At 70.8% G+C, this 24,144-nt stretch carries 20 protein-coding genes; 16 read left to right on the top strand and 4 right to left on the bottom strand.

Going from position 1 to position 24,144, the window contains the following annotated elements; all coding sequences use genetic code 11:
* Positions 1-93: 93 nt before the first annotated feature.
* The 4 genes from ACFWXC_RS21695 to ACFWXC_RS21710 form a co-directional block, all read right to left on the bottom strand.
* Positions 94-2,478, bottom strand: a complete 2,385-nt coding sequence (locus ACFWXC_RS21695; protein ID WP_384480951.1) for a DUF3488 and DUF4129 domain-containing transglutaminase family protein — start codon at positions 2,476-2,478, stop codon at positions 94-96.
* On the bottom strand, positions 2,478-3,824 hold the full coding sequence (locus ACFWXC_RS21700; RefSeq protein WP_384480953.1) for a DUF58 domain-containing protein: 1,347 nt from the start codon (positions 3,822-3,824) through the stop codon (positions 2,478-2,480). The genes ACFWXC_RS21695 and ACFWXC_RS21700 overlap by 1 nt, the downstream gene beginning before the upstream one ends.
* The gene (locus tag ACFWXC_RS21705) at positions 3,824-4,864 is read right to left on the bottom strand and encodes an AAA family ATPase (protein ID WP_384480955.1); all 1,041 of its coding nucleotides are present in this window, start codon (positions 4,862-4,864) and stop codon (positions 3,824-3,826) included. The genes ACFWXC_RS21700 and ACFWXC_RS21705 overlap by 1 nt, the downstream gene beginning before the upstream one ends.
* Before the next feature lie 263 nt (positions 4,865-5,127).
* Positions 5,128-5,739: a beta-class carbonic anhydrase gene (locus ACFWXC_RS21710; protein ID WP_384480957.1), complete on the bottom strand. Its 612-nt coding sequence runs from the start codon at positions 5,737-5,739 to the stop codon at positions 5,128-5,130.
* A gap of 297 nt (positions 5,740-6,036) precedes the next feature.
* Here ACFWXC_RS21710 and rsmH point away from each other — a divergent pair, with 297 nt between their 5' ends.
* The 16 genes from rsmH to ACFWXC_RS21790 all read left to right on the top strand — a co-directional run bounded on the left by rsmH (position 6,037) and on the right by ACFWXC_RS21790 (position 23,971).
* Positions 6,037-7,041 carry a 16S rRNA (cytosine(1402)-N(4))-methyltransferase RsmH gene (gene rsmH, locus ACFWXC_RS21715; RefSeq protein ID WP_384480959.1) on the top strand — a complete coding sequence of 335 codons (1,005 nt, stop codon included), beginning with the start codon at positions 6,037-6,039 and terminating at the stop codon, positions 7,039-7,041.
* 42 nt (positions 7,042-7,083) lie between these two features.
* Positions 7,084-7,632 (top strand): septum formation initiator family protein, encoded by a 549-nt coding sequence (locus ACFWXC_RS21720; RefSeq protein WP_384480960.1) that lies wholly within the window; start codon positions 7,084-7,086, stop codon positions 7,630-7,632.
* Positions 7,633-7,637: 5 nt separating this feature from the next.
* Positions 7,638-9,623 carry a peptidoglycan D,D-transpeptidase FtsI family protein gene (locus tag ACFWXC_RS21725; protein ID WP_384480962.1) on the top strand — a complete coding sequence of 662 codons (1,986 nt, stop codon included), beginning with the start codon at positions 7,638-7,640 and terminating at the stop codon, positions 9,621-9,623.
* A gap of 42 nt (positions 9,624-9,665) precedes the next feature.
* Positions 9,666-11,330, top strand: a complete 1,665-nt coding sequence (locus ACFWXC_RS21730; RefSeq protein ID WP_384480964.1) for a UDP-N-acetylmuramoyl-L-alanyl-D-glutamate--2,6-diaminopimelate ligase — start codon at positions 9,666-9,668, stop codon at positions 11,328-11,330.
* Positions 11,331-11,334: 4 nt separating this feature from the next.
* Positions 11,335-12,747 carry a UDP-N-acetylmuramoyl-tripeptide--D-alanyl-D-alanine ligase gene (murF, locus tag ACFWXC_RS21735; RefSeq protein ID WP_384480966.1) on the top strand — a complete coding sequence of 471 codons (1,413 nt, stop codon included), beginning with the start codon at positions 11,335-11,337 and terminating at the stop codon, positions 12,745-12,747.
* On the top strand, positions 12,747-13,817 hold the full coding sequence (mraY, locus tag ACFWXC_RS21740) for a phospho-N-acetylmuramoyl-pentapeptide-transferase (protein ID WP_384481237.1): 1,071 nt from the start codon (positions 12,747-12,749) through the stop codon (positions 13,815-13,817). The genes murF and mraY overlap by 1 nt, the downstream gene beginning before the upstream one ends.
* Positions 13,799-15,232, top strand: coding sequence for a UDP-N-acetylmuramoyl-L-alanine--D-glutamate ligase (murD, locus tag ACFWXC_RS21745; protein WP_384480968.1), 1,434 nt, complete (start codon positions 13,799-13,801; stop codon positions 15,230-15,232). The genes mraY and murD overlap by 19 nt, the downstream gene beginning before the upstream one ends.
* Before the next feature lie 66 nt (positions 15,233-15,298).
* Positions 15,299-16,654: a putative lipid II flippase FtsW gene (gene ftsW / locus ACFWXC_RS21750; protein ID WP_384480970.1), complete on the top strand. Its 1,356-nt coding sequence runs from the start codon at positions 15,299-15,301 to the stop codon at positions 16,652-16,654.
* 6 nt (positions 16,655-16,660) lie between these two features.
* Positions 16,661-17,749: an undecaprenyldiphospho-muramoylpentapeptide beta-N-acetylglucosaminyltransferase gene (gene murG / locus ACFWXC_RS21755; protein ID WP_384480972.1), complete on the top strand. Its 1,089-nt coding sequence runs from the start codon at positions 16,661-16,663 to the stop codon at positions 17,747-17,749.
* A gap of 28 nt (positions 17,750-17,777) precedes the next feature.
* Positions 17,778-18,572 carry a cell division protein FtsQ/DivIB gene (locus ACFWXC_RS21760; RefSeq protein ID WP_384481239.1) on the top strand — a complete coding sequence of 265 codons (795 nt, stop codon included), beginning with the start codon at positions 17,778-17,780 and terminating at the stop codon, positions 18,570-18,572.
* Positions 18,573-18,849: 277 nt separating this feature from the next.
* Positions 18,850-20,046, top strand: coding sequence for a cell division protein FtsZ (gene ftsZ / locus ACFWXC_RS21765; RefSeq protein WP_384480974.1), 1,197 nt, complete (start codon positions 18,850-18,852; stop codon positions 20,044-20,046).
* Between the two features lie 10 nt (positions 20,047-20,056).
* On the top strand, positions 20,057-20,785 hold the full coding sequence (gene pgeF / locus ACFWXC_RS21770; RefSeq protein WP_384480976.1) for a peptidoglycan editing factor PgeF: 729 nt from the start codon (positions 20,057-20,059) through the stop codon (positions 20,783-20,785).
* A gap of 6 nt (positions 20,786-20,791) precedes the next feature.
* Positions 20,792-21,511, top strand: coding sequence for a YggS family pyridoxal phosphate-dependent enzyme (locus ACFWXC_RS21775; protein ID WP_384480978.1), 720 nt, complete (start codon positions 20,792-20,794; stop codon positions 21,509-21,511).
* A gap of 126 nt (positions 21,512-21,637) precedes the next feature.
* On the top strand, positions 21,638-22,279 hold the full coding sequence (locus ACFWXC_RS21780; protein WP_384480980.1) for a cell division protein SepF: 642 nt from the start codon (positions 21,638-21,640) through the stop codon (positions 22,277-22,279).
* Positions 22,280-22,329: 50 nt separating this feature from the next.
* Complete coding sequence (locus ACFWXC_RS21785; protein ID WP_351695260.1) at positions 22,330-22,614, top strand: YggT family protein; 285 nt, start codon at positions 22,330-22,332, stop codon at positions 22,612-22,614.
* 55 nt (positions 22,615-22,669) lie between these two features.
* Positions 22,670-23,971, top strand: coding sequence for a DivIVA domain-containing protein (locus ACFWXC_RS21790; protein ID WP_384480983.1), 1,302 nt, complete (start codon positions 22,670-22,672; stop codon positions 23,969-23,971).
* The last annotated feature ends 173 nt before the right edge of the window (positions 23,972-24,144 follow it).

Consider the following 24,144-nt stretch of genomic DNA (forward strand, 5'->3'; position numbering starts at 1 on the left):
CGACTGAGCTTCAAGTACGACTGAGGGGTGACCACCCAGTGGGTGGTCACCCCTCAGTCGTGTCCTCTCGGGCACGCTCCGGGCAGCCGGTCCTCAGCCCTGCTGCCCCGACGGCTTCCGCAGGGTCGGCCGGTAGGCCGCCACCCGCCCCCGCAGCCGCGCCCACCCGGCCGACATCGCCCACAGCACGCGCACGGCCGACCTCGGCAGGAGCAGCGCCCTGAAGTGGGTGGGGCCACTCGCCGGGCCGTCCAGTCCGAGCGCCACCCGGCGGACGTCGTCCGCGATCCCCGGCGTCAGCCGCGGCTGCGGCGCGTACAGCACCTGCTCGACCGCGTCCGCGACCCGGTGCGCCGAAGCGGCCGACTCCGTGTCGAGACGGCCCAGGCGGACGATCCGGGCGGCCGTCCCGCGCGGGGTCTGTGACTCGTCCGGCAGGATGCCGAAGTCCCATGCCGTGTCGATCAGTTCCTGCCAGACCGCCAGTGTGTGCGCCGCGATGCCCTCCGCGGTCCGCGCGTACGAACCGAGCCGTTTCGACCGCACCCGCTGCCGCCACAGCATCGGTGACAGCACCAGCGCCACCACGGCGATACCGCCGAGCGGCCCCAGCAGCCACAGCAACGACGGCCCGCCTCCGTCGCCGTCCGTCACCGCGCCCGCAGCGGACGCGCTCGCGCAGACGTCCTGCTTGCGCAGCTGGGCCGTGCAGCTCTCACTCGCCGAGGCCGAGGGCGACGGAGCCGCCGAGGCGCCCGTGGAGGGCAGCGTCTGGTCCGGCACCGAGGAGCCGGGGGTGTCCGAGACGGTGTACGACGGCGTCGTGCCCCGGGTCGGGGTCGGCTCGAACCGGGTCCAGCCCACGCCCTCGAAGTACAGTTCCGGCCAGGCGTGCGCGTCCTTGAGCCCCACCGAGACCGTGCCGTCGGCTTGCAGGGTGCCGGGCGCGAAGCCCACCGCGACCCGGGCCGGGATGCCCAGCGTCCGGGCCATCGTGGCCATCGCGAAGGAGAAGTGCACGCAGAAACCGCGCTTCTGCTTCAGGAAGTTCGCGATCGCGCCCTCGCCCCGGCCGACCTGCACCTGGGTGTCGTACTGGAAGCCGCCGTTCACCGCGAAGTAGTCCTGGAGCTTGACCGCCTCCTCGTAGTGGTTCGTCGAGCCCGCGGTGACATCCTGGGCCGTCCGCGCCACCACCGACGGCAGCGAGGAGGGCACCTTGGTGTACTCCTTCTTCATGGCGGCCGTCGGCTCCGGCGCCGCGGCCAGCTGCTCCGCCGTCGGCTGCACGTCCAGGCTGGTGACCTGGTAGGTCTCACCGCGGGTGTTCTGCCCGTGGTCGCCGACCAGCGTCATCCCGACGGGTTCGTAGCGCCAGCTGCCGGCGATCTTCACGCCGCTCGGCGGGTACGGCATCGGCAGCCAGTCCTGGGCGTACCAGTCGGCGGCCGAGATCGTGGTCCGCACCGTCGCCCGCTTGATGTCGCCGCCCAGGCCGGCCGGGGTCGGGAAGGTGTCCGGGACGCCGGTGATGTGCCGCTGGGCCGGCTTCCAGGTGGTGCCGTCGAAGTCGTCCAGGGAGACGATCCGCAGATACAGGTCGGAGACGTCGGCGGTGCTGGTCCGTACGGACAGCACCTGACGGTCCTCGTCCACGTTGAGGCTGTCCCGCAGCGACACCAGGGGGTTGACCGCGGAGATCGTGCCGCCGTTCCCGTTGCCCACGCCGACGCCGTTCCCGGTGCCCTCCAGCAGACCGCCCTGGATCGAGGGCATCACGATCGGCACGAACAGGGCCACGCTCAGCACCGCGAAGCCGATCCGGCGTCCGGTGCGCACCGGGGCCACCGCGCCGCTCTCCTGGCCGCCCGGGGCACGCGCGACCCCGCCGAACACCCGGCCCCACTGCGAGAGCCGGTCCCGGCCCTCGGCGAGCAGCAACAGCAGATAGCCGGCCGCCGCCACCAGGAACCAGATCCAGTCGGTCCGCTCGTCGGACAGGCCCGCCGCCACCGAGTACAGCGCGAGCAGCGGCAGTCCGGCCGGGGCCGCGCTGCGGAAGGTCACCGCGAGGGTGTCCACGATCAGCCCGACGATCAGTACCCCGCCGATCAGCATCAGGCGGATGCCGTCCGACAGCGGCGCGGGTATCGCATACCGGCTGACGTCCTCGGAGCCCTGCTGAAGCAGGTCGGCGAAGTAGCGGAAGGTGTCCGGGCCGGGGATCAGCCCGGCGACGGCGTGGCCCCGGGCGAACACCAGAGTCAGCATCAGCAGCGTGACCAGGGCCTGCGCGGCCACGGTCAGCGGCCGGGCCAGCGGCACCCGGCGCGCGGCCGCGCCCACGCCGGTCTGGATCGCCACCAGGAAGGCCGCCTGGAACAGCCAGGTCCTCGGGGAGACCAGCGGCAGCAGGGCACAGGACGCCATCAGCGTCGCCGCCGCCGCGGTCAGGGCCAGCCGGGCCCGTCCGCTCATCACCGGGCCTCCCCGCCCGCCGCGGCCACCGAGAGGCGCTCCCGGTCGGCCTGCTGCCACAGCTCGGCAAGCAGGGCGCCGCGCGGCACGCCGACCGCCGTCCAGCCGGACTCGCGCAGCAATCGCAGCCCCTCCTCGTGGGCGTTGCCCGGCGCGGGCACGTCGGTGGGCTCCCGCACCCAGGTGCCCGGGTCCAGGACGAAGGCGACGGCACCGCCGCTGCGCTGGCGCATCTTCGTGGCCATCGCCGCCTGTTCCTCGTCGAGGTCGCCCAGGAAGGCCACGAGCAGTCCCTCGTTCCCGCCTCGCAGCACGTCGTAGGCCCGGGACAGGCCGGCGCCGTCCGAGTGGTCGATCACGGCCAGGGTGTCCATCAGCAGCCCGGCCGCGTCCGCCGAGTCCTGGCCGGAGCCCGCGAAGCCGTCGGCGCCCTCACCGGGCACCGCGCTGCCGGTGTCCGTCAACAGCCGGACCGAGTAGCCGCGTTCGAGCATGTGGACGAGGACCGAGGCGGCGCCGGAGACCGCCCATTCGAACGCCGAGTCGGGGCCCGCGCCCTCGTAGGCGATGCCCCGGGTGTCCAGCAGCACCGTGCAGCGGGCGCGCTGCGGCTGCTCCTCGCGGCGCACCATCAGCTCGCCGTAGCGGGCGGTGGAGCGCCAGTGCACCCGGCGCAGGTCGTCGCCGTACCGGTAGCCGCGCGGGATCACGTCGTCCTCGCCGGCCAGGGCCAGGGAGCGCTGCCGCCCGTCGCCGTACCCCTTCGCCTCGCCGCCGAGCCGGATCGGCGACAGCGGCTCCACGCGCGGGATGACGGTCAGGGTGTCGAACGTCGAGAAGGACCGGGTCAGTTCGCACATCCCGAACGGGTCGGTCAGGCGCAGCTGGAGCGGGCCCAGCGGATAGCGGCCGCGCAGGTCCGAGCGGACCCGGTAGGAGACCTCCCGGCGGCCGCCCGGCTCGACCCGGTCCAGGACGAAGCGCGGGCGCGGGCCGAGGACGTAGGGCACCCGGTCCTGGAGCATCAGCAGGCCGGTGGGCAGCCGTGAGACGTTGTCCATCCGCAGATGGACCCGGGCCTCGCTGCCGGCCGGCACCCGCGAGGGGGAGAGCCGGCGGCTGCCGGCCACCCGGTAGCGGGTGCGGTAGAGCACGGCCGCGCAGATCAGCGGCAGCACGGCGAGCAGCAGCCCGACCCGGCGCAGATCGCTCTGGCCGAGTATGTACGCGCAGATCACCGCCGCGATGCCGGCCGCCAGGAAGGAACGGCCACGGGTGGTCAGCCCGGCCAGAGCCGTGCGGATGCCGCCCGCCTCCTCGCGGTCGGCCTCCGCCGGGGCGCTCATCACAGACTCCGCGGCGGCTGCTGGGGATACGCCGGCACACCCTGGCCCAGACCGCCGAAGCCGCTCTGCTGCCGGGAGGCCGCCGGTACCGGGGTCTGCTGCAGGATCTCCTGGACGACCTGCTCCGCGGTGCGCCGGTTGAGCTGGGCCTGGGCGGTGGGCAGCAGCCGGTGGGCCAGCACCGCCACGGCGAGCGCCTGCACGTCGTCCGGCAGTGCGTACTCCCGGCCGCTCAGGGCGGCGGACGCCTTCGCCGCGCGCAGCAGATGCAGCGTCGCGCGCGGGGAGGCGCCGAGTCTGAGGTCGGGGTGGGTACGGGTGGCGGAGACCAGGTCCACCGCGTACCGCCGGACCGTCTCGGCGACATGGACGCCCCGCACGGTCTCGACGAGCTTCACGATGTCGTGTGCGTGCGCCACCGGCTGGAGGTCCTCCAGGGGGCTCGCCCCGCCGTGGATGTCGAGCATCTGCAACTCGGCCTCCACGCTGGGGTAGCCGACCGAGACGCGGGCCATGAAGCGGTCGCGCTGGGCCTCCGGCAGCGGGTAGGTGCCCTCCATCTCGACCGGGTTCTGGGTGGCCACCACCATGAACGGGCTGGGCAGTTCATAGGTCTGCCCGTCGATGGTGACCTGCCGCTCCTCCATCGACTCCAGCAGCGCGGACTGGGTCTTGGGCGAGGCGCGGTTGATCTCGTCGCCGATCACGATCTGGGCGAAGATCGCGCCCGGTTTGAACTCGAAGTCCCGGCGCTGCTGGTCCCAGATGGACACGCCGGTGATGTCCGACGGCAGCAGGTCGGGCGTGAACTGGATGCGTCGCACCGAACAGTCGATGGACCGCGCCAGCGCCTTAGCCAGCATTGTCTTGCCCACGCCGGGGACGTCCTCGATCAGAAGATGTCCCTCGGCCAGCAGTACGGTCAGCGAAAGCCGTACGACCTCGGGCTTGCCCTCGATCACACCCTCCACGGAACTGCGGACCCGCTCCACAGTGGCGGTCAGATCAGTAAGGCTCGCTCGATCGTCATAGGTCGTCACCCGGCCCTCCTCGGCCCTTCATTGCCCGGGCCGGCGCTCTGTCAGCGGAACCGGCCCACCCCGAAACACGGACACCACGCGTGAATAGTTCCGCGCGACGTCCCACACCGCATTCTTGCTGCCGTTACCGATTCGTGTCACTCGCCTGTGGACAACTGCCCGCACTATGTCGGTCTTGCGGCCTTTCGGCCGTGTATTCGACAGCGTCCTGACAGGGTACGGCGGTGGTTTTCGGGGCGGGCGGTCCGTCGGAGCCTGTCGGCTCAGGCCGGGTCGACCTCGCGCAGCAGACCGGTGCGGACGTCGAAGACGAAGCCGCGTACGTCGTCGGTGTGGAGCAGGAACGGCGAGGTGCGCACCCGCTGCATGGACTGCCGTACGTCCTGGTCGACGTCCCGGAAGGACTCCACCGCCCAGGCCGGGCGCTGGCCGACCTCCATCTCCAGCTCGGTGCGGAAGTCCTCGGTGAGGGCCTCCAGGCCGCAGCCGGTGTGGTGGATGAGGACCACGCTGCGGGTGCCGAGCTTGCGCTGGCTGATGGTGAGGGAGCGGATCACGTCGTCGGTGACCACACCGCCGGCGTTGCGGATGGTGTGACAGTCGCCGAGGTGCAGGCCGAGCGCCTTGTGCAGGTCGATACGGGCGTCCATACAGGACACCACGGCCACGTGCAGCACGGGCCGGGCGTCCATGCCGGGGTCGGTGAAGGCGGCCGCGTACGTATGGTTGGCGTCGACCAGGCGGTCCGTCACGGTGCCGCCGGCGGTTATGGCGCCTTCGGATCCAGTGGGAGCTGCTGCGGAAGTCGTCATAGACACGACGGTACTGGTCACGGGCGGTCGGAGCCTGCTGTGAGACGGCACAAAGAACGCCATCGTGGCTTGTTGTGAGCTAACCCACACGGAGGGCAAACCAGGGCCGTACGGGTGATTCCTTTCCAATCGTGATCCCCGCCGCCATGCCGTACGCGCCGCGCAGGCCGGTTGATTGACCGGGCGACACGGTGGACTAAAGTGACGCGAAGCGGGAGGCGAGGCTCTCCCCGCTGGTGAAATCCCCTGGAGACCCCGGCACGGCGTCCGGACCGTCTCCCCACGTGCGCGGTGCGCGTACCGAGCGGGCGGGGACCCGGCGGTGCGTATCTCCTGCGCGGACCTGAGAGGCCCCCAAGAATGCAAGGGCGCGAAGCGCTTCCGAACAAGGGCGGTGGCGGGCGACCGGAGGGCGGGAGCCGACACGTCCCGGTGATGCTCCAGCGGTGCCTGGACCTGCTGGCACCCGCCCTGGAGGCGCCGGGCAGCGTGGTCGTCGACTGCACCCTCGGCCTCGGCGGCCACAGCGAGGCGCTGCTGACCCGCTTCCCCGAGGCCCGGCTGGTCGCCCTGGACCGCGACAAGGAGGCGCTGCGCCTGTCCGGCGAACGCCTCGCCCCCTTCGGCGACCGCGCCACCCTGGTGCACGCCGTGTACGACGAGCTGCCCGGGGTACTCGAACGTCTCGGCATCGCGCGCGTGCAGGGCGTGTTGTTCGACCTCGGTGTCTCCTCCATGCAGCTCGACGAGGCGGACCGCGGCTTCGCCTACGCCCAGGACGCGCCCTTGGACATGCGCATGGACCAGACGACCGGCATCAGCGCCGCCGAGGTCCTCAACACCTACCCGGCCGGCGACCTCGTGCGCATCCTGTTCGCGTACGGCGAGGAGAAGCAGGCCAAGCGGATCGTCTCGGCGGTCGTCCGGGAACGCGAGAAGGAGCCGTTCAGCAACAGCGCCCGGCTCGTCGAGCTGATCCGGGACTCCCTGCCGCAGGCCGCCAAGCGCACCGGCGGCAACCCGGCCAAGCGCACCTTCCAGGCGCTGCGCATCGAGGTCAACGGCGAACTGGCCGTCCTGGAAAGGGCGATCCCGGCCGCGGTGAAGGCCCTCGCGGTCGGCGGCCGGATCGCCGTACTGTCGTACCACTCGCTCGAAGACCGCCTCGTCAAGCAGGTGTTCGCGGCCGGTGCCGCCACCACCGCGCCCCCCGGGCTGCCGGTCGTGCCCGAGCAGTACCAGCCCCGGCTCAAGCTGCTCACGCGCGGTGCCGAACTTCCCACCGAGGAAGAGGTCGCCGAGAACCGCCGGGCCGCCCCCGCGCGTCTTCGAGGGGCCCAGCGCATCAGGGAGTCCATCGAATGAGCGGCGTGAGCACGCGGGGTTTCCGGACCCACCGGAGGACACGTGAGTAGGAAACCCGAGCTGAAAGGGCGGGCCGCCCGGCTCGCCCGGCTCTTTCCGGTCGGCCGGGCCAACCAGGCCGCCCGCGCCCCGTTCGTCCTGCTGGTCGTCCTGCTGCTCGGCGGCGGCCTGATCGGCCTGCTGGTGCTGAACTCGGCGCTCAGCGAGGGCTCGTTCAAACTCGACGACCTGCAGAAGCAGACCAAGAACCTCACCGACGAGGAGCAGGCCCTGCAGCGGGACATCGACGCCTACTCCGCTCCCGACGCCCTCCAGCGCCGGGCCCGCGAGCTCGGCATGGTCCCCGGCGGCGACCCGGCCTTCCTAGGCTCCGACGGCACCGTCAAGGGCGTCCCCAGCCCCGCCGCTCTGCGGGGGACCACCCAGCCGCCCGCTCCCGAGGCCATCGGCACGCCGTCCGTCGCCGTACCGACGCCGGCCGTCTCCGCTCCGGTGACCGCACCGACACCCACGCCGGTCACCACACCGGTGACGGCCCCGGCGCCGGCACTCACGCCCGTGACGACCCCGACCACGACCCCCGGCAGGTGACGGAAGTGCCAGACACTTCGGGAGAAAGGCAACCGCCGCGCCGCCGCGTGCCCGGCCCCGCCAAGCCGCCCCGCCCCCGTGAGCCCAGGGGCGCCGTCCGCCGCCAGCCGGGCCCCGGCGCCCACCCGGTCCGCCGCCCGACGGTGCGGCGCCCTCCGCCCCCGCCCGCACTGCGGCTCGGCAGCCCCCGCCCCCGGCTGCGCATGGTCGGCTTCGCCCTGACCCTGGTGCTGCTGGTCTTCGTCGGACGGCTGCTCCAGGTGCAGGCCGTCGACGCCAGCGCGTACGCCGCCAAGGCGGAGCAGAACCGGTACGTCGTGCACACCCTGGCCGCCGAGCGCGGCGGGATCACCGACCGCAACGGCGTGGCGCTGGCGATCAGCGAGGACGCGTACGACATCACCGCCGACCCCACGATGTTCACCCGCAAGCAGCTCAAGGTGGACGACGGCCCCGAGCAGGCCGCCGCGCTGCTCGCCCCGATCCTCGGCAAGGACCAGGCCGACCTCGTCAAGCTGCTGCGGCCCGAGAACAGGGACCTGCGCTACGTCCGGCTCGCCGCCCGGCAGACCCCGCAGGTCTGGAAGCAGATCAAGGACCTGAAGACCGCGCTCACCAACAAGGCCGACACCGACAGCGGCGCCGTCAACGTGCTCGCCGGTGTCTTCGCCGACCCCAGCAGCCAGCGCGTGTACCCGAACGGCGACCTGGCCGCCGGGATACTGGGCTGGGTCAACGCCGACGGCAAGGGCGGCGGCGGTATCGAGCAGCAGCTCGACAAGCAGCTGACCGGCAAGGACGGCAAGATCCGCTACGCCCAGTCCGGCGGCCGTGAGGTGCCCACCGCGGGCTCCACGGAGACCCCGGCCGTGCCCGGCTCGGACGTCGAGCTGACCATCGACCGGGACATCCAGTGGGCCGCGCAGAACGCCATCACCGAGCAGGTCGAGAAGTCCAAGGCGGACCGCGGCTACGTGGTCGTCCAGGACACCAGGACCGGGCAGATCCTGGCGATGGCCAACTCGCCCGGCTTCGACCCGAACGACCTGTCGACGGCCGACGCCGCCGCGATGGGCAACGCGGCCCTCCAGGACGCCTACGAGCCCGGCTCCACCGCCAAGGTGATGTCGATGGCGGCCGTCCTGGAGGAGAACGCGGCCACCCCGCTCACCCATGTGGTGGTGCCCAACCGGCTGCACCGCGGCGACCGGCTCTTCAAGGACGACATCGACCACGCGACCTGGTACCTCACGCTCAACGGCGTGCTCGCCAAGTCCAGCAACATCGGCACCATCCTCGCCACCGGCCAGCTCGGCAAGACCCAGGAGCAGGCCAACCAGGTCCTCTACTCGTATCTGCGCAAGTTCGGCATCGGCGGCTACACCGGGCTCGGCTTCCCAGGCGAGACCCGGGGCATCCTGGCCGCCCCGGCCAAGTGGTCGACCTCGCAGCAGTACACGATCCCTTTCGGACAGGGCTTCTCCATCAACGCCATGCAGGCGGCCTCCGTCTACTCGACCATCGCCAACGGCGGAGTCCGGGTCGATCCGACCCTGGTGCGCGGGGCCAAGGGCGCCGACGGCCGCTTCACCCCGGCCGCGCAGCCCAAGAAGTCGCGCGTGGTCAGTGAGAAGACGGCCAAGACCCTGGCCCAGATGCTGGAGTCCGTCGTGGACGACGAGCAGGGCACCGGCGCCAAGGCCGCCATCCCCGGCTACAACGTCGCGGGCAAGACCGGCACCGCCAACCGAGTGGATCCGGCCACCGGCAGATACCGCGGCTACACCTCGTCGTTCGCCGGGTTCGCGCCGGCGGACAACCCCCGCATCACCGTCTACTGCGCCATCCAGAACGCCACCGCCGGCAGCTACTTCGGCGGCCAGATCTGCGGCCCGATCTACAAGCAGGTGATGGAGTTCGCCCTCAAGACCCTGCAGATCCCGCCGACCGGCGCCAAGGCGGCGAACCTGCCCGTCGACTACAAGCCCTGATCAGCGCCCCAGTTTTCCGGAAAGACCACCAGGAACGAGCCCGTGACAACGATCACCCCCGATCCCGGGAACCACCGGGCCCCGAGCCCCTCACTTCGCTCCGGAGCGAGTGCGCCCGGTACGCTCACCGCCGTGCCACATGCTGATCAGTCCCAAACCACCCAGAAGGGCGCTTCCGTGACATATCCGGGGCCGCCCAGGCCGGTTCAGGTCTCCGCCACACCCCTCGCGGAGCTCGCCGATCAGCTGGGTGCCGCCGTCCCGGACACCGCGGACAACGCGGTGGAGGTCACGGGCATCACCCACGACTCCCGCGCGGTCCGCCCCGGTGACGTGTACGCCGCCCTGCCGGGTGCCCGGCTGCACGGCGCCGACTTCGTCGCCCAGGCCGCAGGCCTCGGCGCGGTCGCCGTGCTGACCGACCCGACGGGCGCCGAACGCGCCGCCGCGACCGGCCTGCCGGTCCTGGTCGTCGACGACCCGCGCGCGCGGATGGGCGAACTCGCGGCCACCATCTACGGTCACCCGGGCCGCGACCTGCTCCAGATCGGCATCACCGGCACCTCCGGCAAGACCACCACGGCCTACCTGGTCGAGGGCGGCCTGAAGAGCACGCGCAGCACGGGACTCATCGGCACCGTCGAGATGCGCATCGGCGACGAGCGCATCAAGTCCGAGCGCACCACCCCCGAGGCCACCGACCTCCAGGCCCTGTTCGCCGTCATGCGCGAGCGTGGCGTCGAGGCCGTCGCCATGGAGGTCTCTAGCCACGCCCTGGTCCTCGGCCGGGTCGACGGCTGCGTCTTCGACATCGCCGTCTTCACCAACCTCAGCCCGGAACACATGGAGTTCCACTCCGGCATGGAGGACTACTACCGGGCCAAGGCGCAGCTCTTCACCCCGAAACGCAGCAAACGGGGGGTGGTCAACGTCGACGACGAGTACGGCCGCAGACTCGCCCGCGAGGCCGGCGTCCCGGTCGTCACCTACTCCGCCGAGGGCCACCCCGACGCCGACTGGCGGGCCGCGGACGTCCATATCGGCCCGATGGACTCGACGTTCACCGTCGTCGGGCCCGGGGACGTCCGGATCGCCGCCAAGTCGCCGCTGCCGGGCCCCTTCAACGTGGCCAACACCCTCGCCGCGGTCGTCGCCCTGGCCGCCGCGGGCCTCGACCCGCAGACGGCCGCCGACGGCATCGCCGCCGTCCCGGGTGTCCCGGGCCGCCTGGAGCGCGTGGACGCCGGACAGCCCTACCTCGCGGTCGTCGACTACGCCCACAAGACGGACGCCGTCGAATCGGTCCTCAAGGCCCTGCGCAAGGTCACCAAGGGCCGGCTGCACATCGTCCTCGGCTGCGGCGGCGACCGCGACACCACCAAGCGGGCCCCGATGGGCGCCGCCGCGGCCCGGCTCGCCGACACGGCCGTACTGACCTCCGACAACCCCCGCTCCGAGGACCCGCTCGCCATCCTCGCGACCATGCTCGAAGGCGCCGCCACGGTGCCCGCCCACGAGCGCGGCGAGGTGCTCCTCTTCGAGGAGCGGGCCGCCGCGATCGCCGCGGCCGTCGCCCGCGCCCACCCCGGCGACACCGTGCTGGTCGCCGGCAAGGGCCATGAGCAGGGCCAGGACATCGCCGGCGTGGTTCGTCCCTTCGACGACCGCCAGGTGCTTCGCGAAGCTATCCAGAAGACCCAGGGATGAACTTGTGATCGCCCTCTCCCTCGCCGAGATCGCAGCAGTCGTCGGCGGGCAGACGCACGACATACCGGATCCGTCCGTCCAGGTCACCGGGGAGGTCGTCCGGGACTCCCGTGAGGCGGGCCCCGGCAGCCTGTTCGCCGCCTTCGTGGGCGAGCGCGTGGACGGCCACGACTTCGCGGCCCAGGTCGTCGGGCAGGGCGCGGTCGCCGTGCTGGCGTCCCGCCCCGTCGGCGTGCCCGCGATCGTCGTGGACGACGTCCAGACCGCCCTCGGCGCCCTCGCCCGCCATGTCGTACGACGGCTCGGCGCGACTCTGGTGGCCCTCACCGGCTCGGCCGGCAAGACCAGCACCAAGGACCTCATCGCCCAGGTGCTGCGCACCAAGGCACCGACCGTGTTCACGCCCGGCTCGTTCAACAACGAGATCGGGCTGCCGCTGACCGCCCTGTCCGCCACCGAGGAGACGAAGTTCCTGGTGCTGGAGATGGGCGCCCGCGGCATCGGCCACATCCGCTACCTGACGGATCTGACGCCCCCGAGGATCGGCCTGGTCCTCAACGTCGGTACCGCCCACATCGGCGAGTTCGGCGGCCGTGAGCAGATCGCCCAGGCGAAGGGCGAGTTGGTGGAGGCCCTGCCCCCGGCCGAGGACGGCGGCGCCGCGATCCTCAACGCGGACGACCCCCTGGTGCGGGCCATGGCATCCCGTACCAAGGCGAAGGTGGTCCTTTTCGGAGAGTCGGCCGAAGCGGACGTACGCGCCGAGAACGTACGACTCACGGACACGGGACAGCCCGCGTTCAGCCTTCACACACCCTCCGGTGCAAGCGATGTGACCATGCGCCTGTACGGTGAGCACCACGTGTCGAACGCGCTCGCCGCGGCCGCCGTCGCCCATGAGCTGGGCATGTCCGCGGAAGAGATCGCCACCGCGCTCTCCGAGGCTGGCTCCCTCTCCCGCTGGCGTATGGAGGTCACCGAGCGCCCGGACGGCGTGACCATCGTCAACGACGCCTACAACGCCAACCCCGAGTCCATGCGAGCCGCGCTGCGCGCGCTCGCGGCCATGGGCCAGGGGCGGCGTACGTGGGCGGTGCTCGGCAAGATGGCCGAGCTCGGGGACGAGGCGCTCGCCGAGCACGACGCGGTCGGACGGCTCGCCGTCCGGCTCAATGTCGGCAAGCTCGTCGCGGTCGGGGGAGTAGAAGCCTCCTGGCTGCAACTGGGCGCATATAACGAGGGTTCGTGGGGTGAGGAGTCGGTGCACGTGTCCGACGCACAGGCGGCGGTCGACCTGTTGCGCAGCGAGTTGCGCCCGGGGGACGTCGTCCTCGTGAAGGCATCACGGTCGGTGGGCCTGGAGAGCGTTGCCCAGGCGCTCCTCCAGAGCGGTGCCGAGGGTGTTGATGCCCGATGATGAAGCAGATCCTCTTCTCGGGCGTCATCGGTCTCTTCCTGACCCTGATCGGCACCCCGCTGCTGATCAAGCTCCTCGCGCGCAAGGGTTACGGCCAGTACATCCGTGACGACGGCCCGCGCGAGCACGCCAGCAAGCGCGGTACGCCGACGATGGGCGGTATCGCCTTCATCCTGGCGACGGTCGCCGCCTACTTCCTGTCCAAGGTGATCACCGGCTACGCCCCGACCTACTCGGGTGTGCTGGTGCTCGGCCTGATGTGCGGGATGGGCCTGGTCGGCTTCCTGGACGACTACATCAAGATCGTCAAGCGGCGTTCGCTGGGGCTGCGGGCCAAGGCGAAGATGGCCGGCCAGCTGATCGTCGGCATCTCCTTCGCGGTGCTCTCGCTGCAGTTCCCGGATGCCATCGGCAACACCCCGGCGTCCACCAAGCTGTCCTTCATCACGGACTTCGGCTGGACCATCGGCCCGGTGCTGTTCGTGGTCTGGGCGCTGTTCATGATCCTCGCGATGTCCAACGGCGTGAACCTGACGGACGGTCTGGACGGTCTCGCCACCGGCGCCTCCGTACTCGTCTTCGGCGCCTACACCTTCATCGGCGTCTGGCAGTTCCAGGAGTCCTGCGCCAACGCGATGACCCTGACCAACCCCAACGCCTGCTACACGGTCCGCGACCCGCTGGACCTCGCGGTCATCGCCTCCGCGCTGATGGGTTCCTGCCTCGGCTTCCTGTGGTGGAACACCTCGCCGGCCAAGATCTTCATGGGCGACACCGGTTCGCTCGCGCTCGGCGGTGTCCTCACCGGCCTCGCGATCCTGTCCCGCACGGAACTCCTCGTCGCCCTCATGGGCGGCCTGTTCGTCCTCATCACCATGTCGGTCGTCATCCAGGTCGGCTCCTTCCGGCTCACCGGAAGGCGCGTCTTCCGGATGGCGCCACTCCAGCACCACTTCGAACTCAAGGGCTGGTCCGAGGTACTTGTGGTGGTCCGCTTCTGGATCATCCAGGGTATTTGCGTGATTGTCGGACTCGGCCTCTTCTATGCGGGATGGGCAGCGGACAAGTGACCTCCTCGGTGTCCCCGGAATTCCACGGCACGCACGTCACCGTCGCCGGGCTCGGCGTCTCCGGCGTCCCGGCGGCGAAGGTGCTGCACGCGCGCGGGGCGATCGTCACGGTCGTCAACGACGGCGACGACGAACGCGCGCGTGCCCAGGCCGCGGAGCTGGAGGCGCTCGGCATCACCGTGCGCCTCGGCGACGGAGCGACCCTGCCGGAGGGCACCGAGCTGATCGTCACCGCGCCCGGCTGGAAGCCGGACAAGCCGCTGTTCCAGGCGGCACGTGAAGCCGGCGTCGACATCTGGGGCGACGTGGAGCTCGCCTGGCGGCTGCGCGGCCCCGATGCGGCGCCCTGGCTCGCCGTCACGGGCACCAACGGCAAGACCACCACCGTCCAGATGCTGGCGTCGATCCTGAAGGCCGCGGGCCTGCGTACGGCGGCCGTCGGCAACATCGGCGTCTCGCTGCTCGACACGGTCCTCGGCGACGAGGAGTACGACGTCCTCGCGGTGGAGCTGTCGAGCTATCAGCTGCACTGGGCGCCCTCTCTGCGCGCCCACTCCGCGGCCGTGCTCAACCTCGCCCCCGACCACCTCGACTGGCACGGCTCCATGGAGGCCTACGCCGCCGACAAGGGCCGTATCTACGAGGGCAACCGGGTCGCCTGCGTCTACAACGTCGCCGACAAGCTCACCGAGGAGCTGGTGCGGCAGGCCGACGTCGAGGAGGGCTGCCGGGCCATCGGCTTCACCCTCGGCACCCCGGGGCCGTCCCAACTCGGTGTCGTCGACGGCATCCTGGTCGACCGCGCCTTCGTCGAGAACCGGCAGCAGAACGCCCAGGAGCTGGCCGAGGTCTCCGACGTCAACCCGCCGGCCCCGCACAACATCGCCAACGCCCTGGCCGCGGCGGCCCTCGCGCGCGCCTTCGGGGTGCCCGCCACGGCCGTACGGGACGGGCTGCGGAACTTCACCCCGGACGCCCACCGCATCGCGCACGTGGCCGACGTGGACGGGGTCGCGTACATCGACGACTCCAAGGCGACCAACACGCACGCGGCGGAAGCCTCGTTGGCGTCATATGAGCAGATCGTATGGATTGCGGGCGGTCTGGCGAAGGGGGCGACCTTCGACGAACTGGTCGCCAAGTCGGCAAAGCGACTTCGCGGCGTGGTGCTGATCGGCGCCGATCGCGCCCTCATCCGGGACGCCCTGGCGCGACACGCGCCGGAAGTACCCGTCGTCGACCTCGACCGGACCGACACTGGGGCGATGCTCGCGGCGGTGCAGGAGGCGCGGCGACTCGCCGTTGCCGGAGACACGGTGCTCCTGGCACCTGCTTGTGCCTCCATGGACATGTTCGCCAACTACAACAAGCGCGGTGACGCGTTCGCCCAGGCTGTTCGCGAACTCGGCGCCTGACCCGGCCGCCTGCCGGGCGACCTTGGGAGGGACGCGTGGGACGGTCGACGTTCAGCGGAGGCGTTGATGCCAGGTAGCCGCACCGGCCGACCGCCCGTGCAGCGAGCAGTCCGCAGGCCCGCCGCCGCCCGTACGCCGCGGGACAATCCGCTGCGGCGGCTCCACACGCGCCTGCACCGGGCCTGGGACCGGCCGCTGACCGCGTACTACCTGATCCTCGGCGGCAGCCTGCTGATCATCGTGCTGGGCCTGGTGATGGTCTACTCGGCCTCCCAGATCACCGCGCTGCAGATGTCGCTGCCGGGTTCGTTCTTCTTCCGCAAACAGTTCCTGGCCGCCTGCATCGGGGGCGTGCTGCTGTTCCTGGCGTCCCGCATGCCGGTGAAACTGCACCGGGCGCTCGCCTACCCGATCCTCGCTGGTGCCGTCTTCCTGATGGCCCTGGTGCAGATCCCCGGGATAGGGATGTCGGTCAACGGCAACCAGAACTGGATCTCCCTCGGCGGCTCCTTCCAGATCCAGCCCAGCGAGTTCGGCAAGCTCGCCCTGGTGCTGTGGGGCGCCGACCTGATGGCGCGCAAACAGGACAAGCGGCTGCTGACCCAGTGGAAGCACATGCTGGTGCCGCTGGTCCCGGCGAGCTTCCTGCTGCTCGGCCTGATCATGCTCGGCGGCGACATGGGTACGGCGATCATCCTGACCGCGATCCTGTTCGGCCTGCTGTGGCTGGCGGGGGCGCCGACCCGGCTGTTCGCCGGGGTGCTGTCGATCGCCGGCCTGCTCGGTGTGATCCTTATCAAGACCAGCCCCAACCGGATGGCCCGGCTCGCCTGCATCGGCGCCACCGAGCCCAAGACCGGCGTCGCCGACTGCTGGCAGGCGGTTCATGGCATTTACGCCCTGGCCTCCGGCGGACTCTTCGGCTCCGGACTCGGCGCGAGTGTGGAAAAATGGGGCCAACTGCCCGAAGCCCACACCGACTTCATCTTCGCCGTCACCGGTGAGGAACTGGGCCTGGCGGGGACGCTGTCGGTACTGGCCCTCTTCGCGGCTCTAGGCTATGCGGGTATCCGCGTGGCCGGACGCACGGAGGACCCCTTCGTGAGGTACGCCGCGGGAGGCGTGACCACGTGGATCACCGCACAGGCGGTGATCAACATCGGTGCGGTGCTCGGCCTGCTGCCGATCGCCGGTGTCCCCCTCCCGCTGTTCTCCTACGGAGGCTCCGCCCTGCTGCCGACCATGTTCGCCATCGGGTTGCTGATCGCCTTCGCGCGCGACGAGCCCGCTGCGCGGGCGGCGCTTGCGGCGCGGCAACCTCGCTTTGGTAGAAAGCGGGGAGCTGGGAGTCCTCGGGGCCCTCGGAGATGGAACACGATGCGACGGCGCGCCCCGGTGGCGCGCTCGTCCGGAGAGCGGTGAATTTCGGTGCATGTCGTACTCGCTGGTGGGGGGACCGCCGGCCACATCGAGCCCGCGCTCGCCCTCGCGGACGCCCTGCGCAGGCAGGACCCCACCGTGGGGATCACGGCCCTGGGCACGGAGCGCGGCCTGGAGACCAAGCTGGTACCCGAGCGCGGCTACGAGCTCGCCCTGATCCCGGCGGTGCCGCTGCCCCGCAGGCCCACGCCTGAACTGATCACCGTCCCGGGCCGGCTGCGCGGCACCATCAAGGCGGCCGAGCAGATCCTGGAGCGCACCAAGGCGGACTGCGTCGTCGGCTTCGGCGGCTATGTCGCCCTGCCCGGCTACCTCGCCGCCAAGCGCCTCGGCGTGCCGATCGTGATCCACGAGGCCAACGCCCGTCCCGGCCTCGCCAACAAGATCGGCTCCCGGTACGCCGCCCGGGTCGCGGTCTCCACCCCGGACAGCAAGCTGCGCGACGCCCGCTACATCGGCATCCCGCTGCGCCGCTCCATCTCCGTCCTGGACCGCGCCGCCGCCCGCCCCGAGGCCCGGCACCGCTTCGGCCTCGACCCCAACCTGCCCACGCTGCTGGTCTCCGGCGGCTCCCAGGGCGCCCGCCGTCTCAACGAGGTCATCCAGCAGGTCGCCCCCTGGCTCCAGCAGGCCGGCATCCAGATCCTGCACGCGGTCGGCCCTAAGAACGAACTGCCGCAGGTGCACCAGATGCCGGGGATGCCCCCGTACATCCCGGTAAGTTACCTGGACCGGATGGACCTCGCGTACGCCGCGGCCGACATGATGCTCTGCCGTGCGGGTGCGATGACCGTCGCCGAGCTCTCCGCCGTCGGGCTCCCGGCCGCCTATGTCCCGCTGCCCATCGGCAACGGCGAACAGCGGCTGAACGCCCAGCCGGTGGTCAAGGCCGGCGGCGGTCTGCTGGTCGACGACGCGGAACTCACCCCGGAGTGGGTGCAGCAGAACGTCCTGCCCGTGCTCGCCGACCCGCACCGGCTGTACGAGATGTCCCGCGCGGCAAGCGAGTTCGGCCGCCGGGACGCCGACGACCTGCTCGTCGGGATGGTGTACGAGGCGATCGCCTCAAGCCGTTAGGCCGTACGACGAAAGGCAAGTGAGCAGCGTGGCCGGACCGACCACCGCCGAGCGCGGTGAACGCCAGCAGGAGTCGTCCGGCCCGCCGCCCGCCCGGCGATGGAGGAACCGCCGCTTTCGTACGATCGTCATTCTGGTTCTGGTCGTTGTGCTCCTGGGATCCGGCTCCGTCTGGCTGCTGTACGGCTCCCCGTGGCTGCGCGTCCGGCATGTCTCCGTCTCCGGTACGGCCGTTCTGACGCCGGAGGAGGTGCTGGAGGCGGCCGGCGTCCCCGTCGGCGCGCCGCTGATTTCCGTCGACACCGACGGCATCGAGGCCCGACTGCGCCGGAAACTGCCCCGAATTGACGAGATTGACGTCGTCCGTTCCTGGCCCCATGGAATCGGGCTGAAAGTGACCGAGCGGACTCCGGTTCTGCTCATCGAAAAGGGCGGAAAGTTCACCGAAGTGGACAAGGAAGGCGTCCGGTTCGCGACGGTTTCGCAGGCGCCGAAAGGCGCTCCGGCGCTGGAATTGAGTCTGTCCCGGTCGGGTTCGGCCACCGCGAGCCTGCGCCGTTTCGGCACCGAGCGGCTGGTGCGGGAAGCCGTGGCTGTCGCGGGTGACATTCCGGCCGCCGTCCGCCGGGACACCCGGACCCTCAAGGTCCGCTCCTATGACGACATCACGCTGGAGTTGGGCGGCGGCCGCACCGTCGAGTGGGGCAGTGCCGAGAACGGCGCCGCCAAGGCGCGTACGCTCACCGCTCTCATGAAAGCCGCTTCCGGTGCGCGGCACTTCGACGTGAGTGTTCCCACCGCCCCTGCGTCATCGGCGAGTTGACGCACATCTGCGCAGGCCAGCACCCGGGTTGGGCACTGCTACGGCTGATCACATAGGGTGAAAAGAAAAACGGGAGGTTCGGCGTGTTCGTTGAACGCGCGCCACTTGTCGACTTAGTGTCCTGTTCAGAAGACTCCAGGGAACAGACACACTGGTAACCCTAAACTTCAGGGTTAGGGTTCGGGTCGGCGCTACGGACCGTCCCAATCGGCATCTGCCGTCCCACGCGGGCATCGCATGGCGACGGCAACGTAATTCGAGGCGAGAGGCCTTCGACGTGGCAGCACCGCAGAACTACCTCGCAGTCATCAAGGTCATCGGTGTCGGCGGCGGTGGTGTCAATGCCATCAACCGGATGATCGAGGTCGGCCTCAAGGGCGTCGAGTTCATCGCCATCAACACCGACGCACAGGCGCTGTTGATGAGCGACGCCGACGTCAAGCTCGACGTCGGCCGTGAACTCACCCGGGGACTCGGCGCCGGCGCCAACCCGGCCGTCGGCCGCAAGGCCGCCGAGGACCACCGCGAGGAGATCGAGGAGGTCCTCAAGGGGGCCGACATGGTCTTCGTGACGGCCGGCGAAGGCGGCGGCACCGGCACCGGCGGCGCCCCCGTCGTGGCCAACATCGCCCGCTCGCTGGGCGCCCTCACCATCGGCGTGGTCACCCGCCCCTTCACCTTCGAGGGCCGGCGCCGCGCCAACCAGGCCGAGGACGGCATCGCGGAACTCCGCGAAGAGGTCGACACCCTCATCGTCATCCCCAACGACCGGCTGCTCTCCATCTCGGACCGCCAGGTCTCGGTCCTCGACGCGTTCAAGTCGGCCGACCAGGTCCTGCTCTCCGGTGTCCAGGGCATCACCGACCTCATCACCACGCCCGGCCTGATCAATCTTGACTTCGCTGACGTCAAGTCCGTCATGTCCGAGGCCGGTTCGGCCCTCATGGGCATCGGCTCTGCCCGTGGTGACGACCGCGCGGTGGCCGCCGCCGAGATGGCGATCTCCTCGCCGCTCCTGGAGGCCTCCATCGACGGCGCCAGGGGCGTCCTGCTCTCCATCTCCGGCGGCTCCGACCTCGGCCTGTTCGAGATCAACGAGGCCGCCCAGCTGGTCAGCGAGGCCGCTCACCCCGAGGCCAACATCATCTTCGGCGCGGTCATCGACGACGCCCTCGGCGACGAGGTCCGCGTCACGGTCATCGCGGCCGGCTTCGACGGGGGCCAGCCCCCGGCCCGCCGGGACACCGTGCTCGGCTCGTCCTCGTCCTCGGCCCGCCGCGACGAGCCCGCTCCGGCCCGGCAGCCCGAGTCCCGCCCGTCCTTCGGCTCGCTCGGCAGCGTGACCCCGAAGGAGGAGCCGGAGCCGGCGCCCGAGCCGGTGGCCGACATCCCGGTCGCCCCGCCGGTCCCGCCGTCGCGCTCCTACACGGACAGCGCGGCCGAGGAACTGGACGTACCGGACTTTCTCAAGTGATCCTTCAGTCGTGATAGGACAGCGCGAAACCGTGAGCGGCGCGCACTTCGCTTTCACCGACAGGTGGGGCGGGGTGAGCGCCGCTCCGTACGAGCAGCTCAACCTGGGCGGGGCGGTCGGCGACGACCCCGACGTGGTGCGGACCAATCGGGAACTCGCCGCCAAGTCGCTCGGCCTGGACCCCGGCCGGGTGGTCTGGATGAACCAGGTGCACGGCAATCTCGTCGCCGAGGTCGAGGAGCCCTGGACCACCCGGCAGACCCCGCCGGTCGACGGCCTGGTGACCGCGACCCGGGGGCTCGCCCTCGCCGTGCTGACCGCCGACTGCGTGCCGGTGCTGCTGGCCGACCCGGTGGCCGGCGTGGTCGCCGCCGCCCATGCCGGACGGCCGGGCATGGTGAAGGGGATCGTGCCGGCCGCGATCGACGCCATGGAGTCGCTCGGCGCCGACCCGGCCCGGATCGTCGCCCGCACCGGCCCCGCCGTCTGTGGACGGTGCTACGAGGTGCCGGAGGCGATGCGCGCCGAAGTGGCCGAGGCCGAGCCGACGGCGCACGCCGAGACCAGCTGGGGCACTCCGGCGGTCGACGTGAGCGCCGGTGTGCACGCACAGCTCGCACGCGCCGGGGTGCTCGACCGGGCGCAGTCGCCGGTGTGCACGCTGGAGTCGGGCGATCACTTCTCGTACCGTCGCGACCGCACCACCGGGCGGCTCGCGGGCTATGTGTGGCTGGACTGATGGGACATGACGGACCGTAAGAACGAACTCGCCGCAAATCTGGCGAAAGTGGAAGAGCGCATCGCCGCCGCCTGTGCGGCGGCCGGGCGCAAGCGGGAGGAGGTGACCCTGATCGTGGTCACCAAGACCTACCCGGCGAGCGATGTACGGATCCTGTCGGGACTCGGCGTGCGCCATGTCGCCGAGAACCGGGACCAGGACGCCGCCCCCAAAGCTGCTGCATGCGCCGATCTGCCCCTTGCTTGGCACTTTGTTGGCCAGTTGCAGACCAACAAAGTGCGATCCGTGGTGGGTTACGCGGATATCGTCCAGTCCGTCGATCGTTCCAAGCTCGTCGAGGCACTGTCCAAGGAGGCGGTGCGGGCCGGGCGTGAAGTGGGGTGTCTGCTCCAGGTCGCGCTCGACGCGGGTGCGAGCGGAAGGGGTGAGCGCGGCGGCGTGGCGCCGGGCGGAATCGAAGAGTTGGCCGACCTCGTCGCCGGGGCGCCGGGACTGCGGCTCGGCGGACTGATGACCGTCGCGCCGCTCACCGGGGAGTACGCGGGGCGCCAACAAGCGGCGTTCGAGCGGTTGATGGATTTGTCGACCGACCTGCGCCGAGCCCATCCGGCTGCGAACATGGTCTCTGCAGGGATGAGTGCGGACCTTGAGGAAGCCGTGGCCGCCGGGGCGACACATGTGCGCGTCGGCACCGCGGTACTCGGCGTCCGCCCCAGGCTCGGGTAACGTCGCCAAGAAGTCGGACCACAGCAGAAAATATGGTCAATGCCGCCCATTACGGGCACAACGGCCACGTGGATCGCGGGACTTGGCAGTCGTCACCGATCCACCACAGAGCGGAGGACTCAGAGCATGGCCGGCGCGATGCGCAAGATGGCGGTCTACCTCGGCCTCGTGGAGGACGATGGGTACGACGGCCGCGGATTCGACCCCGACGACGACTTCGAGCCCGAACTGGACCCGGAGCCCGAACGGGACCACCGACGGCATGAGCCGTCACACCAGTCCCACAGCGCACACCAGTCCCAAAGGGACGATTCGGTACGAGTGGTACAGCCGTCGGCACCCCGTGAACCGGTGTCGCATTCCGCTTCGCTAGCCGCGGAATCGGGACGCCCGGCGCGTATCGCCCCCGTGGCGTCCATCACACAAGAACGCGCAAGCATGGAGAAGAGCGCACCGGTGATCATGCCCAAGGTCGTGTCGGAACGAGAGCCTTACCGGATCACCACGCTTCACCCCCGGACCTACAACGAGGCCCGTACCATCGGGGAACACTTCCGTGAGGGCACCCCGGTGATCATGAATCTGACTGAGATGGATGACACAGACGCGAAGCGACTTGTCGACTTTGCGGCTGGTTTGGTGTTTGGTCTTCACGGCAGCATCGAGCGGGTGACGCAGAAGGTGTTCCTGTTGTCGCCTGCTAACGTCGATGTCACGGCGGAGGACAAGGCCCGCATCGCAGAGGGCGGGTTCTTCAACCAGAGCTGAGACGCGATACCGGTACAAGGCATGGGACAGGGGAGAGGGAAGCACGGATCATGAGCGTGTTCCTGGATGTGATTCGCATCGCGCTGATGTGCTTCCTCATCGTGCTGCTATTCCGGTTGGTCATGGACTATGTGTTCCAGTTCGCCCGCTCATGGCAACCCGGCAAGGCGATGGTGGTCGTTCTTGAGGCCACCTACACTGTCACCGATCCACCGCTCAAGCTTCTGCGGCGGGTCATCCCGCCGCTGCGTCTCGGGGGCGTGGCGCTCGACCTGTCCTTCTTCGTACTGATGATCATCGTCTACATCCTGATCGCGATCGTTGGTCGGCTGTGATGAGCGATGTGACCTACCGTCTTGCCGATGCCGACGACTACGTTGAGGTGAAGAGATGCCGTTGACCCCCGAGGACGTGCGGAACAAGCAGTTCACGACCGTCCGCCTCCGAGAAGGCTATGACGAGGACGAGGTCGATGCCTTCCTCGATGAGGTCGAAGCCGAACTGACGCGCCTGCTGCGCGAGAACGAGGACCTGCGCGCCAAGCTGGCCGCGGCCACGCGCGCGGCTGCCCAGAACCAGCAGAACATGCGCAAGCCTCCGGAGCCGCAGGATCAGCAGGGCGGTATGCCTCAGGGCGGCATGCCTCAGCAGGGTGGAATGCCGCAGCAGGGTGGAATGCCGCAGCAAGGCGGTATGCCGCAGCAGGGCATGCGAGGCCCCGGCGCTCCGGTGCCCGCCGGCATATCGGGCCCGCCGCAGCAGCAGATGGGTGGCCCCATGGGAGGCCCCCCGCAGCTGCCGAGCGGCGCCCCGCAGCTGCCGGCCGGTCCCAGTGGCCAGGGCGGTCCGCAGGGTCCTGGTCCGATGGGCCAGGGCGGTCCGATGGGCCAGGGCCCCATGGGTCAGGGTCCGATGGGCCAGGGTGGCCCGATGGGCCAGGGCCCCATGGGCCAGGGTCCGATGGGCCAGGGCGGTCCGATGGGCCAGGGCATGGGCCAGGGCCCGATGGGCGGCCAGCCCCCCATGCAGCAGCAGATGGGTGGCCCGATGGGCGGCCCCATGGGCGGTCCGATGGGCGGCCCCGGTCAGGGCCCCGGTGGCGACAGCGCCGCCCGAGTCCTCTCGCTGGCCCAGCAGACCGCCGACCAGGCGATCGCCGAGGCCCGCTCCGAGGCCAACAAGATCGTCGGCGAGGCCCGCAGCCGCGCCGAGGGTCTGGAGCGTGACGCCCGTGCCAAGGCGGACGCGCTGGAGCGGGACGCGCAGGAGAAGCACCGCGTCGCCATGGGCTCCCTGGAGTCCGCGCGCGCCACGCTGGAGCGCAAGGTCGAGGACCTGCGCGGCTTCGAGCGCGAGTACCGCACGCGTCTGAAGTCGTACCTGGAGTCGCAGCTGCGTCAGCTGGAGACCCAGGCCGACGACTCCCTGGCGCCGCCGCGCACCCCGGCCGCGGCCTCCCTCCCGCCGTCCCCGGCGCCTTCCATGGCCCCGGCCGGCGCGAGCGCCCCGTCCTACGGCGGCAACCAGCCCATGGGCGGTCCGTCCCCCGTTCCGCCGTCCTACGGCGGCCAGCAGCAGATGACGCCGGCGATGACCCAGCCGATGGCACCGGTACGTCCGCAGGGCCCGTCCCCGATGGGCCAGGCGCCGTCCCCGATGCGCGGCTTCCTCATCGACGAGGACGACAACTGACGGCGGGCGCGTAGCGCACCGTAGGCATCGGCAGAGCACCACAGGGCGGGGCGCCCGCCAAGGTTGAGGGGGCCCCCCCGGTGGTATGGGGGTGGGGGGGCCTAGGCACGGTCCGCGGGGTCGCCCCCCCCCGCAGCGGGCCGGCCCCCCCGGGGCCGGTGGGGGGGGGGTTG

It is taken from the genome of Streptomyces sp. NPDC058683, from assembly GCF_042716195.1.
Classification (GTDB): domain Bacteria; phylum Actinomycetota; class Actinomycetes; order Streptomycetales; family Streptomycetaceae; genus Streptomyces.